Below are 12129 nucleotides of genomic sequence, written 5' to 3'. Positions count from 1 at the left end.
CGCGTGGCTTGTTGTTTTTTGACGCGCCCGCGGGCGCCCAGAGAGAAGAGGCACGACGATGAGTGCATTGGTTGGCGTGATCATGGGCTCCAAGTCCGATTGGTCCACCCTTAGCCACACCGCCGATATGCTGGAAAAGCTCGGCATTCCGTATGAAGTGAAGGTGGTCTCCGCCCACCGCACCCCGGATTTGCTGTTCCAGTATGCCGATGAAGCAGAATCCCGTGGCATCGAGGTGATCATCGCCGGTGCCGGCGGTGCAGCGCATTTGCCAGGCATGTGTGCGGCCAAGACTCACCTGCCGGTGCTAGGCGTGCCAGTGCAGTCGGCGATGCTCTCGGGCGTGGACTCGCTGTTGTCCATCGTGCAGATGCCGGCCGGGATCCCGGTGGCCACCCTGGCGATCGGCAAGGCTGGCGCGATTAACGCAGCCCTGCTGTCGGCCAGCATCCTGGGCGCCAAGCACCCGCAGTTTCACGCGGTGCTGAAAAAATTCCGTGCTGAGCAGACAGACAGCGTGCTGGACAATCCAGACCCACGTATCGCCTGAGGTTGTTGACGATGAAAATCGGTGTAATCGGTGGCGGCCAACTGGGCCGCATGCTGGCGCTGGCGGGAACCCCGCTGGGGATGAATTTCGCTTTCCTTGACCCGGCGCCGGACGCCTGCGCGGCCGCCCTGGGTGAACACCTGCGCGCTGACTACAGCGACCCGGACCACTTGCGCCAATTGGCCGACGAAGTGGATCTGGTGACCTTCGAGTTCGAAAGCGTCCCGGCCGAAACCGTCGCGTTCCTTTCGCAGTTCGTACCGGTATACCCAAGCGCCGAAGCCCTGCGCATCGCGCGTGACCGCTGGTTCGAGAAGAGCATGTTCAAGGATCTGGGCATTCCGACCCCGGCCTTCGCCGATATTCAATCCCAGGCCGACCTCGACGCCGCTGTCGCCAGCATTGGCCTGCCGGCCGTGCTGAAAACCCGCACCCTGGGTTACGACGGCAAGGGCCAGAAAGTCCTGCGAACCGCTGCCGATGTGGTCGGCACCTTCGCCGAGCTGGGCAGCGTCGCCTGCCTGCTGGAGGGCTTCGTGCCGTTCACCGGCGAAGTCTCGCTGATCGCCGTGCGGGCTCGGGATGGCGAAATCCGTTTTTACCCGTTGGTGCACAACACTCACGTCAACGGCATCCTCAAACTGTCCGTGGCCAGCACCGACCACCCGTTGCAGGCGCTGGCCGAAGACTACTCCAGCCGTGTGCTCAAGCAGCTGGATTATGTCGGTGTGATGGCGTTCGAGTTCTTTGAAGTCGACGGCGGCCTCAAGGCCAACGAAATCGCCCCGCGTGTGCACAACTCCGGGCACTGGACCACCGAAGGCGCCGAGTGCAGCCAGTTCGAAAACCACCTGCGTGCCGTGGCAGGCCTGCCGCTGGGCTCCACGGCCAAGGTCGGCGAGAGCGCCATGCTCAACTTCATCGGTACGGTGCCGCCGGTTGAGCGGGTGATGGCGATCGACGATTGCCACGTGCATCACTACGGCAAGGCCTTCAAGGCCGGGCGCAAGGTCGGCCATGCCAACCTGCGCTGCAAGGACCGCGCGACGCTGCAGGCGCAGATCCTCAAGGTCGAAGCGCTGATCGCCGAGCAATAATTTGCCTGGCGATGGCGGGAACCATTCGGGGATCGCCATCCTCTGATTGCAGGATGCCAAAGCCTGTCTAGGCTTTGGCATAGTTCACTTCATTCAGAGGGAAATGCCATGGGTATCATCGGAACCATCGTTATCGGCTTTATCGTCGGTCTGCTCGCGCGTTTCCTCAAGCCAGGCGACGACAGCATGGGCTGGATCATGACCATTCTGTTGGGTATCGCCGGCTCCCTGGCCGCGACCTATGGTGGTCAGGCCCTGGGTATCTACCAGGCCGGTCAAGGCGCAGGCTTCCTCGGCGCGCTGGTCGGCGCCATTGTGCTGCTGGTGATCTACGGCTTGATCAAAAAGAAGTAATCAGCCGACGAAGTCCTCTGCGCTGCGTAGGCGCAGAGGGCTAGAATGCTCGGCACTTGTACTTGCCGAGCTTCTTCATGCGCCGTCTTCTCTTGACTCTTCTCTTGCTGGGCTCTGGCCTGGCGCACGCCGGTGAACTGCCGGAAACCGACTGGCTCGACCTCATGCCGCTTTCAGACCAGAAAGCCCTCGAAGCCATGCCCGAGATTGACCACAACTCCCCCGAAGCCCAGGGCACCTTTACCGATAAGGGCGGCCTGAAGCAGAGCAAAGGTTTGCCGGCGGTGATGTATTCCACCAAGACCGTGGCCGCCATGAACGGCAAGAACATCCGTATCGGCGGCTACCCGGTACCGTTGGAAACCGACGCCAAGGGCCGCAGCACGTTGTTCTTCCTGGTGCCGTACCCAGGCGCGTGCATCCACGTGCCGCCACCGCCACCTAATCAGTTGGTGCTGGTGCGTTATCCCAAGGGGTTGAAGTTGGATGATATCTACACACCGTTGTGGGTCACCGGCACCTTGAAGGTGGAGAAGGTGAACAACGACCTGGCGGATGCGGCGTATGCGCTGGATGCGGGGAAGGTGCGGGTGGTGAAGGAATCCGATCTCTAAACCAAAACACAAACCAATGTGGGAGGGGCGGTGCGACGATTCGACTTGCTCCCGATAGCGGTCTATCAGTCACAAATGTGCTGACTGACCCTCTGCTATCGGGAGCAAGCCCCTCCCACATTTTGATTGGGTTTATAAAGTAGTACTGGTAATGCTCACGCCCAAGATGTGGCTTTTGCCGGGCGCCAATTCAACCACATCGTCCAGCACATTCGCCGTCTCGATGCACAGCATGCCCTGCCAGCCATCGTCGGCCATATCGTCGAACGCCTTGGCGCGTTCGGTCCAGGGGTTCCAGATCACGGTCGACTTCGAACCTTCGCTGGAGAGCTGGATACGGCGCTGCCAGTCGTTGTCGACAATACTCAGCTCAGCGGGCGTGCCCAGGTAGATACGGTCAGTCTCTGCGGTAAAGCTCAGCAGCCCGGACTGGGTTTTCTCGCTCCAGCCATCGGCGGTGTCGATATACGTCGTCCCATCCAGGCCTTCGACCTGCACATTGCGCACATCGCTCACGGCGAAGTAGGTGTGCAGCGCCTGGCTGAGGGTCACGGTGTCTGTGCCACGGTTATGGCTGGTCAGGCGGATATGCAGGTGGTCGTCCAGCAGCAGGCTGAGTTTCAGGTCGACTTGATGGGGCCAGCCGGGGAAACCGCCTGCAGGCACCGGTAGTATCAGGTCGATGCGCAAAGCCTCGCCTTCAAACGCCGTCCCGGCCAATTCCCACAGCGCTGTACGCACAAAACCATGGGCGCCGGCCGGCTGATCGCTTTGGCGCATCGCCTTTACGCTGGGCGGGTTGCGGTCGAACACGCCAAACCACGGCCAGCACACCGGGACTCCGGTGCGGATGCCTTTGCCCTGCTTGAACACGGCTGCCGGGTTAGGCCAGATCAGCGGCTGCTCGCCGTCACGCTGGTAACTGAAGATGTGCGCGCCCTGCTGGGCCACCCTCAGTTCGGCGCCGTTGTGGCGGATGAGCCAGCAGTCCAGCTCGTCGATTTTCAGGGTTTCAACGTGGGGCAAAGGCATGACACAGCACTCTTGATAGCAGGCAATGGGGCAATTGACCGTCAAAACCCGGTGAGGTTTAACGCGCGCGTGACGGCACCGAGCGTGTGCGGCCGCTACCATCGATGGCAACGAAGACAAACACCGCCTCGGTGACCTTGCGCCATTCGCTGGACAACGGGTCGTCGCTCCACACTTCGACCATCATCTGGATCGAGCTGCGGCCGATTTCCAGGGCCTGGGTATAGAAGGACAACTGCGCACCCACCGCCACCGGCACCAGGAACGCCATGCGGTCGATGGCGACGGTCGCCACACGGCCACCCGCGACCTTGCTGGCCATCGCTGTACCGGCCAGGTCCATCTGCGCCACCAGCCAGCCGCCGAAGATATCGCCGAAACCGTTGGTTTCACGCGGGAGCGCGGTGATTTGCAGGGCGAGATCGCCTTGCGGGATAGGATCTTCTTGTTCGAGTTCGATCATGCCGGGGGTGCCTCTGACCCGTGACGCTTCATGGGTATTTCAAGTGGATAGCCGTCTTGTAGAAAAACGTTTCAGCACCAACATACACCGCTCAATGCGTTTCTCGTAAGGCGTACTAAAGGGAAACTCTGCCAAATCGGCTGGGTGGCACCCAACGGCGTTTTGGCACAGCAGCCCCTCAAGACTGAGGTTCTTGCGCCTGCAAGGGCCGAGTATATCGACACCCTGGCATCACGACGACCTCTCGAGGCTCATTTGGTCGGTAAATAGGCGCTGTATCGGGGCTTTTGCGGGCAACTGTTCTCCTGGCGCTGTGCTTTTACAAGCGATTTGCTATCTTGCCAAACCCGCCGCCAGTCACGGGCGTGCCGTCCTTGATATCGATAATGACTATAAGAGAAGCCTTGCCATGTCCTCCGTGCCCGCAAGCAGTGCGCAACCCTCGCGCCCGCTGACCCGCAACGACTACAAAACCCTCTCGCTGTCTGCCTTGGGCGGGGCGCTGGAGTTCTACGATTTCATCATTTTCGTGTTTTTCGCCACCGTGGTCGGAAAACTGTTTTTCCCCGTCGACATGCCCGAATGGCTGCGCATGATGCAGACCTTCGGCATCTTCGCCGCCGGTTACCTGGCGCGGCCCCTGGGCGGCATCATCATGGCGCACTTCGGCGACCTGCTGGGCCGCAAGAAAATGTTCACCCTGAGCATCTTCATGATGGCCGTGCCGACCTTGATCATGGGCCTGCTGCCGACCTACGCGCAGATCGGCTTGTGGGCGCCGGTCCTGTTGCTGTTGATGCGCATCATCCAGGGCGCCGCAATCGGCGGCGAAGTGCCGGGCGCCTGGGTGTTCGTCTCCGAGCACGTACCGCCGCGCCATATCGGCTATGCCTGCGGCACTCTGACCAGTGGCCTCACCGCCGGGATCCTGCTGGGTTCACTGGTGGCCACCGCCATCAACACTATTTACAGCCCGGAGCAGGTTTCGGATTACGCCTGGCGTATCCCGTTTCTTCTTGGCGGCGTGTTCGGCCTGCTGTCGGTGTACCTGCGCCGCTGGCTGCATGAAACGCCAATCTTCGCCGAGATGCAGCAACGCAAGACCCTGGCCGCCGAGTTGCCCTTGCGTGCCGTGCTGCGCGACCACCGCGGCGCCATTGTGCTGTCGATGCTGCTGACCTGGCTGCTGTCGGCTGGTGTGGTGGTGGTCATCCTGATGACCCCGACCGTGCTGCAAACTATCTACCACTTCAGCCCGACCGTTGCGCTGCAGGCCAACAGCCTGGCCATCGTCACCCTGAGCCTGGGCTGCATCGCCTCCGGCGCGTTGGCCGACCGCTTTGGCGCCGGCCGCGTGCTGATCACCGGTTGCGCCTTGCTGCTGGCGACGTCATGGACGCTGTACCACAGCCTGATGGCCCACCCGGACTGGCTGTTCCCGCTTTACGCGCTGACTGGTCTGTTCGTCGGCACTATCGGCGTGGTGCCGTATGTGATGGTCAAGGCGTTCCCTCCAGTGGTGCGTTTCAGTGGTCTGTCGTTCTCCTACAACGTGGCCTACGCCGTATTTGGCGGACTGACGCCGCTGGCGGTGTCGCTGCTGATGAAGGAAAGCCCGATGGGCCCGGCTTACTATGTTGCCGTCCTGTGCGTGATGGGGATGGTGGTGGGTGGGTATCTCTGGAAGCGCGGGCGGTAATACCCTGCCCGATTCACTGTGGCGAGGGAGCTTGCTCCCGTAGGACTGCGCAGCAGTCCCCCTCTTCAGGGCCGCTTCGCGACCCAGCGGGAGCAAGCTCCCTCGCCACAGGGACGGTGTTCATCCCACTTTTAGTCTTCTTAAACCTTTGCTTGCGATAGTGGCCTTTCATCTAATTGTCATATTCCAGACATAGAGTGTTCACACGGCCTCTCGATACTTGGCCCCGATCCAATTATCCCTATCTGCTAGGAGCAAGGCATGAAACTGAAACGTTTGATGGCGGCAATGACTTTTGTCGCTGCTGGCGTTGCGACCGCCAACGCGGTGGCCGCTGGTGTTGACCCGGCAATCCCGGCTTACGTTAAGACCACTGGTGTGTCGGGCAACCTGTCCAGCGTCGGTTCCGATACCCTGGCTAACCTGATGACCCTGTGGGCCGAGGGGTACAAAAAGGAATACCCGAACGTCAACATCCAGATTCAAGCTGCCGGCTCCGCCACCGCGCCACCTGCGCTGACTGAAGGCACCTCCAACCTGGGCCCGATGAGCCGCAAGATGAAGGACACCGAACTGGCGGCCTTCGAGCAAAAGTACGGCTATAAGCCTACCGCTATCCCGGTCGCCGTCGATGCCCTGGCCGTGTTCGTGCACAAGGACAACCCGATCCAGCACCTGACCATGGAACAAGTCGACGCGATTTTCTCCTCGACTCGCCTGTGCGGTGGCAAAGCTGACGTGAAAACCTGGGGCGACCTGGGTGTGACCGGCGACCTGGCCAACAAGCCGGTCCAATTGTTCGGTCGTAACTCGGTATCCGGCACCTACGGCTACTTCAAGGAAGAAGCCCTGTGCAAAGGCGACTACAAGCCTAACGTGAACGAACAGCCCGGCTCGGCTTCGGTCGTGCAGTCGATCAGCTCTTCGCTCAACGGCATCGGTTACTCGGGCATCGGCTACAAGACCGCCAGCGTGAAGACCGTGGCCCTGGCCAAGAAAGGCAGCACTGAATTCGTCGAAGACAGTGAAGAAAACGCCCTGAACGGCAAATACCCGCTGTCGCGCTTCCTCTACGTGTACGTCAACAAAGCCCCGAACAAGCCTCTGGCGCCGCTGGAAGCCGAGTTCGTGAAACTGGTTCTGTCCAAACAGGGCCAGGAAGTTGTGGTGAAAGACGGCTACATCCCACTGCCAGCCAAAGTCGCCGCCAAGGCCCTGGCTGACCTGGGTCTGAAAGAAGGCAACTGATTGCCTCTGCGGGGCCGGAATACCGGCTCCGCATCCGAATTTTACAATCCGCTGCCAGCCTTGCTTCGCGGCGGATTCGTTGCGTCACTGCACTGTCATCTTTCTGTCATACAGGATCGCTAGGGTGTGCGCATGAATGATCTGGCCAATTCCACCATGACGACGACTTCTCCTCCCAAGCGCATTGATTTCAATACGCCTGAGCTGCAACGCAAGCGCCGCATTCGCGCGCTCAAGGACCGCCTGACCCGTTGGTACGTGCTGGTGGGTGGCCTCGCTGTCCTTGGCGCTATCACCCTGATCTTCTTCTTCCTCGCCTATGTAGTCGCGCCGCTGTTCCAGGGTGCCTCGCTGACCAAGGAAGATGCGCTGACACCTGCCTGGATGCAGGACGCCGGCAAGCCGTTGCTGATCTCCCTCGAAGAACAGAACCAAGTCGCCATGCGGGTTTCCGACAAGGGCCAGGCGCTGTTTTTTGCAGTCGACACCGGTGCTGAACTCAAGCGTTTCGACCTGCCGCTTCCGGCCGGTGTCAGCGTTGCATCCATCGGCGAAGACCAGCCGGGCAGCCCGCTGGTGATTCTTGGTTTGTCCAATGGTCAGTCCCTGGTGTTCCGCCACACCTACAAGGTGTCCTACCCGGACGGCAAGAAGACCATCACCCCCGCGATCGAATACCCCTACGGTGAAACGCCGATCGTGCTGGACGAGGCTGGTCGCTCGCTGGAGCACGTAGCACTCAATGCCACCGACACCTCCCTGGTGGTGGCCGGTTCCGCCGGTTCGCACCTGAATGTGCTGACCCTGAGCCGCGAAGAAAACATGATGACCGGCGAAGTCACCAGCGAGCAGAAACGTGTCGAGCTGCCGCAGATGACCGAGCCGGTGAAGGCGATCTTCATCGACCCGCGCCAGCAGTGGCTGTATGTGATCAACGGCCGTGCCTTGGCCGATGTGTTCAGCCTGCGCGACAAGAGCCTCAATGGTCGATACAAGCTATTGGAAGACGGCAACGCCGAAATCACCGCCAGCACCCAGCTGGTGGGCGGTATCTCGCTGATCGTCGGTAACTCCAAAGGTGGCCTGGCCCAGTGGTTCATGGCCCGCGACCCGGATGGCGAGCAGCACCTCAAGCAAATCCGCACCTTCCAGATGGGCACCGCGCCGATTGTGGAAATCACCGCCGAAGAGCGTCGCAAAGGTTTCACCGCCCTCGACGCTTCCGGCAAATTCGGCGTGTTCCACAGCACCGCCCACCGCACTTTGCTGGTGGACCCGGTGGTTGACGGCCAGGGCGTGTTCGGTCTGTCGCCTCGCGCCAACCGCGTGATCGTGGAGGCCGACGGCAAGCTGCAACCGCTGCTGCTGGATAACCCGCACCCCGAAGTGTCCTGGAGCGCGTTGTGGAGCAAGGTCTGGTACGAAAACTACGACGAGCCTAAGTACGTCTGGCAATCGACCGCCGCCAACACCGACTTCGAACCCAAGATGAGCCTGGCGCCATTGACCTTCGGTACGCTGAAGGCGGCGTTCTACGCCATGCTGCTGGCGGCGCCACTGGCGGTTGCCGCGGCCATCTACACCGCTTACTTCATGGCCCCGAGCCTGCGCCGCAAGGTCAAGCCGGTGATCGAATTGATGGAAGCGATGCCGACGGTAATCCTCGGTTTCTTCGCCGGCCTGTTCCTGGCGCCGTATGTAGAGGGGCATCTGCCGGGGATTTTCAGCCTGCTGATGCTGCTGCCGATAGGCATCCTCGTCGCCGGTTTCGTCTTCAGTCGCCTGCCCGAATCGATTCGCCTGCGGGTTCCGGATGGCTGGGAGAGCGCGATCCTGATCCCGGTGATCCTGTTCGTGGGCTGGCTGTCGCTGTACATGAGCCCGTACCTGGAGACCTGGTTCTTCGGCGGCGACATGCGCATGTGGATCTCCCACGACCTGGGAATTACCTACGACCAGCGCAACGCACTGGTGGTGGGGCTGGCCATGGGTTTTGCAGTGATCCCGAACATCTACTCCATCGCCGAAGACGCCGTGTTCAGCGTGCCACGCGGCCTGACCCTGGGCTCGCTGGCCCTGGGCGCCACGCCGTGGCAGACCATGACCCGCGTGGTGATCCTGACCGCCAGCCCGGGCATCTTTTCGGCCTTGATGATCGGCATGGGCCGCGCCGTCGGCGAAACCATGATCGTGCTGATGGCCACCGGTAACACGCCAGTGATGGAGATGAACCTGTTCGAAGGCCTGCGCACCCTGGCGGCCAACGTCGCGGTGGAGATGCCCGAGTCGGAAGTGGGCGGCAGTCACTATCGCGTGCTGTTCCTCTCGGCGCTGGTGTTGCTGCTGTTCACCTTCATCATGAACACCCTCGCCGAGCTGATCCGTCAGCGTCTGCGCAAGAAATACTCGTCGCTTTAAGAAAGGTAGAAGTCTGTGAAACAGAACTCCCTGAATGGATGGTTCAAGAGCGGCGCCCCCGGCGTCTGGATCAGCGGTGGCGCGGTGTCCATCGCGGTCATCATGACCATTGGCCTGCTGGCTGTGATTGCGGTGCGTGGCTTGGGCCATTTCTGGCCGGCCGACCTGATCCAGGCCAACTACAGCGTGCCGGGCCAGGAAAACCATGTCGTCATCGGCGAAGTGGTGCAGAAGGAAGAAGTGCCGCGCGAGCGTCTGAAAAGCGCGGGCCTGCCGGTGCCGGACCAGGGCCCGGAATTCATGACCCGCGAGCTGATCAAGGTCGGCAACCGCGACCTGAACGGCAACGATTTCACCTGGATCGTCGGCGAATGGCTCAAGGATCAGACCAGGCCCGCGAACCTGATGACCATCGAACGGCGCGAGTGGGGTAACTTCTACGGCACCCTGGTCAACGTCAAGCAGGACGGCAAGGTCATCGCCGAAGGCGAGGCCGCGTGGCCGGAGCTGCAAGCCCGCGTCGACCGCGTCAACGCGTTGGCCGCCCAGCTCAAGACCCTGGAAAAAACCGATATCGGCGCGATCAACGCCGGGTTGGAGCGCATCCGCCTGCACGGTCGCAAGCTGGAGTTGGAAGGCAAGCTCGACGCCGCCGCCCAGGCCGACATGGACGCCGACCGCGCTGAGCTGAACGCCCGTTACCAGGACATCGAAGCGCGCCTGGCCGACCTGCACGCCCAGTTCAACCGCGACGCGTTGACGGCCCGTGACGGCAACGGCAAGGAAATTGAAATCGGCATCGGCAAAGTGGTGCACGCCTATCAGCCGAACGCCATGGGCACGCTGACCAAGATCGGCTTCTACTTCAGCAAGGTCTGGGAATTCCTCAGCGATGACCCACGGGAAGCCAACACCGAAGGCGGGATCTTCCCGGCTATCTTCGGCACCGTGATGATGACCCTGATCATGGCGATGATCGTGACCCCGTTCGGCGTACTGGCCGCGGTGTACCTGCGTGAGTACGCCAAGCAGAACACCCTGACCCGCATCATCCGCATCGCCGTGAACAACCTGGCCGGTGTACCGGCCATCGTCTACGGCGTGTTCGGCCTGGGCTTCTTCGTGTATGTACTGGGTGGTTCGGTTGACCGTCTGTTCTTCGCCGAGGCCCTGCCGGCCCCGACCTTCGGTACCCCGGGCCTGCTCTGGGCCTCGCTGACCCTGGCGCTGCTGGCCGTGCCGGTGGTGATCGTGGCCACCGAAGAAGGCCTGGCGCGGATTCCTCGCACCGTGCGCGAAGGCTCGCTGGCGCTGGGCGCGACCAAGGCGGAAACGCTGTGGAAGATCGTGCTGCCGATGGCCAGCCCGGCGATGATGACCGGCATGATTCTCGCCGTGGCCCGTGCCGCCGGCGAAGTCGCGCCGCTGATGCTGGTAGGCGTGGTGAAACTGGCGCCGTCGCTGCCGCTGGACGGCAACTACCCGTACCTGCACCTGGACCAGAAGATCATGCATTTGGGCTTTCATATCTATGACGTTGGCTTCCAGAGCCCCAACGTCGAAGCCGCGCGGCCGCTGGTGTACGCCACCGCGTTGCTGCTGGTGCTGGTGATCGCCACGCTCAACCTGTCGGCGGTGTGGATTCGTAACCACCTGCGCGAAAAATACAAAGCGTTGGACAGCTAAAGCTATTAGCCACAAGCGGCAAGCTACACGCCGCTTTTGCTCAAATCTTGCGGCGTGCAGCTAAAAGCTTGCAGCTACGAACGGAGTGAGACCATGCAACAAGACACCCATTCCCACGGCATCAACATGTCTGCCCTGGGTCGCGACAAGCAGAGCCTGAGCCTGGCCCAGGAAACCGTGGCCATCGAAGTACCGGGCCTGAGCCTGTACTACGGTGAAAAGCAGGCGCTGTTCGACGTCAGCATGAACATCCCCAAGCAGCGTGTGACCGCCTTTATCGGCCCGTCGGGCTGCGGTAAATCCACGCTGCTGCGCACGTTCAACCGCATGAACGACTTGGTGGACGGTTGCCGTGTGGAAGGCGCCATCAACCTCTATGGCACCAACATCTACCGCAAGGGCGAGGACGTGGCCGAGCTGCGTCGTCGGGTGGGCATGGTGTTCCAGAAGCCCAACCCGTTCCCCAAGACCATCTACGAAAACGTGGTCTACGGCCTGCGCATCCAGGGCATCAACAAGAAGCGCATCCTCGATGAAGCCGTCGAGTGGGCCTTGAAGGGCGCGGCGCTGTGGGACGAGGTCAAGGACCGCCTGCACGAATCCGCACTCGGCTTGTCCGGCGGCCAGCAGCAACGTCTGGTGATCGCCCGTACCATCGCCGTGGAGCCGGAAGTGCTGCTGCTCGACGAACCGTGCTCGGCACTCGACCCGATTTCGACGCTGAAAGTCGAAGAACTGATCTACGAGCTGAAATCCAAGTTCACCATCGTCATCGTGACTCACAACATGCAACAGGCGGCGCGGGTGTCCGACTACACCGCGTTCATGTACATGGGCAAGTTGGTGGAGTTCGGCGATACCGATACCCTGTTCACCAATCCGGCGAAGAAGCAGACCGAAGACTACATCACCGGTCGCTACGGCTAGGAAGCTGTGGTTCTGATTGCACTGACGCTGCGGTTCTCCGC

General features: G+C 61.4%; 11 protein-coding genes. 9 read left to right on the top strand and 2 right to left on the bottom strand.

The genetic code is table 11. The features are described 5' to 3' along the window. Positions 1-58 precede the first annotated feature (58 nt). The 4 genes from purE (at position 59) to V6M90_RS05675 (ending at position 2615) form a co-directional block, all read left to right on the top strand. The gene (gene purE, locus V6M90_RS05690) at positions 59-550 is read left to right on the top strand and encodes a 5-(carboxyamino)imidazole ribonucleotide mutase (RefSeq protein WP_003176980.1); all 492 of its coding nucleotides are present in this window, start codon (positions 59-61) and stop codon (positions 548-550) included. An 11-nt stretch (positions 551-561) separates the two neighbouring features. Beyond that, positions 562-1647: a 5-(carboxyamino)imidazole ribonucleotide synthase gene (locus tag V6M90_RS05685; RefSeq protein ID WP_003176979.1), complete on the top strand. Its 1086-nt coding sequence runs from the start codon at positions 562-564 to the stop codon at positions 1645-1647. A 108-nt stretch (positions 1648-1755) separates the two neighbouring features. Further along, on the top strand, positions 1756-2001 hold the full coding sequence (locus V6M90_RS05680) for a GlsB/YeaQ/YmgE family stress response membrane protein (RefSeq protein ID WP_003176978.1): 246 nt from the start codon (positions 1756-1758) through the stop codon (positions 1999-2001). Positions 2002-2078: 77 nt separating this feature from the next. Further along, positions 2079-2615, top strand: coding sequence for a DUF3299 domain-containing protein (locus V6M90_RS05675; RefSeq protein WP_050784921.1), 537 nt, complete (start codon positions 2079-2081; stop codon positions 2613-2615). A 132-nt stretch (positions 2616-2747) separates the two neighbouring features. On the opposite strand, the gene V6M90_RS05670 is transcribed toward V6M90_RS05675, so the two are convergent. Both V6M90_RS05670 and V6M90_RS05665 read right to left on the bottom strand, forming a co-directional pair. Then, positions 2748-3647 (bottom strand): D-hexose-6-phosphate mutarotase, encoded by a 900-nt coding sequence (locus tag V6M90_RS05670; protein WP_003176976.1) that lies wholly within the window; start codon positions 3645-3647, stop codon positions 2748-2750. Between the two features lie 58 nt (positions 3648-3705). Next, a complete protein-coding gene (locus V6M90_RS05665) occupies positions 3706-4110 on the bottom strand; it encodes an acyl-CoA thioesterase (protein WP_003176975.1) in 405 nt (134 codons plus the stop codon). Positions 4111-4519: 409 nt separating this feature from the next. Here V6M90_RS05665 and V6M90_RS05660 point away from each other — a divergent pair, with 409 nt between their 5' ends. The 5 genes from V6M90_RS05660 to pstB all read left to right on the top strand — a co-directional run bounded on the left by V6M90_RS05660 (position 4520) and on the right by pstB (position 12088). Next, the gene (locus tag V6M90_RS05660) at positions 4520-5809 is read left to right on the top strand and encodes an MFS transporter (protein ID WP_003176974.1); all 1290 of its coding nucleotides are present in this window, start codon (positions 4520-4522) and stop codon (positions 5807-5809) included. Positions 5810-6070: 261 nt separating this feature from the next. Continuing rightward, on the top strand, positions 6071-7057 hold the full coding sequence (locus V6M90_RS05655; protein WP_003176973.1) for a phosphate ABC transporter substrate-binding protein PstS: 987 nt from the start codon (positions 6071-6073) through the stop codon (positions 7055-7057). A gap of 384 nt (positions 7058-7441) precedes the next feature. Next, entirely contained in the window at positions 7442-9475 is a 2034-nt protein-coding gene (locus tag V6M90_RS05650) for an ABC transporter permease subunit (protein ID WP_198140494.1), read from the top strand. 15 nt (positions 9476-9490) lie between these two features. Continuing rightward, entirely contained in the window at positions 9491-11161 is a 1671-nt protein-coding gene (pstA, locus tag V6M90_RS05645; protein ID WP_141062841.1) for a phosphate ABC transporter permease PstA, read from the top strand. A 93-nt stretch (positions 11162-11254) separates the two neighbouring features. Next, a complete protein-coding gene (gene pstB, locus V6M90_RS05640; RefSeq protein ID WP_049710890.1) occupies positions 11255-12088 on the top strand; it encodes a phosphate ABC transporter ATP-binding protein PstB in 834 nt (277 codons plus the stop codon). Positions 12089-12129: the final 41 nt, after the last annotated feature.

It is taken from the genome of Pseudomonas lactucae, assembly GCF_036688725.1.
In the GTDB taxonomy this organism is placed as follows: domain Bacteria; phylum Pseudomonadota; class Gammaproteobacteria; order Pseudomonadales; family Pseudomonadaceae; genus Aquipseudomonas; species Aquipseudomonas lactucae.
This window is presented reverse-complemented; position numbering and strand designations above follow the sequence as displayed.

Coding starts and splice junctions, on each gene's coding strand:
- V6M90_RS05665 (WP_003176975.1), bottom strand. CDS start 4,110: ATGATCGAACTCGAACAAGAAGATCCTATCCCGCAAGGCGATCTCGCC.
- V6M90_RS05660 (WP_003176974.1), top strand. CDS start 4,520: ATGTCCTCCGTGCCCGCAAGCAGTGCGCAACCCTCGCGCCCGCTGACC.
- pstB (WP_049710890.1), top strand. CDS start 11,255: ATGCAACAAGACACCCATTCCCACGGCATCAACATGTCTGCCCTGGGT.
- V6M90_RS05655 (WP_003176973.1), top strand. CDS start 6,071: ATGAAACTGAAACGTTTGATGGCGGCAATGACTTTTGTCGCTGCTGGC.
- V6M90_RS05670 (WP_003176976.1), bottom strand. CDS start 3,647: ATGCCTTTGCCCCACGTTGAAACCCTGAAAATCGACGAGCTGGACTGC.
- V6M90_RS05675 (WP_050784921.1), top strand. CDS start 2,079: ATGCGCCGTCTTCTCTTGACTCTTCTCTTGCTGGGCTCTGGCCTGGCG.
- V6M90_RS05685 (WP_003176979.1), top strand. CDS start 562: ATGAAAATCGGTGTAATCGGTGGCGGCCAACTGGGCCGCATGCTGGCG.
- V6M90_RS05650 (WP_198140494.1), top strand. CDS start 7,442: ATGCAGGACGCCGGCAAGCCGTTGCTGATCTCCCTCGAAGAACAGAAC.
- purE (WP_003176980.1), top strand. CDS start 59: ATGAGTGCATTGGTTGGCGTGATCATGGGCTCCAAGTCCGATTGGTCC.
- V6M90_RS05680 (WP_003176978.1), top strand. CDS start 1,756: ATGGGTATCATCGGAACCATCGTTATCGGCTTTATCGTCGGTCTGCTC.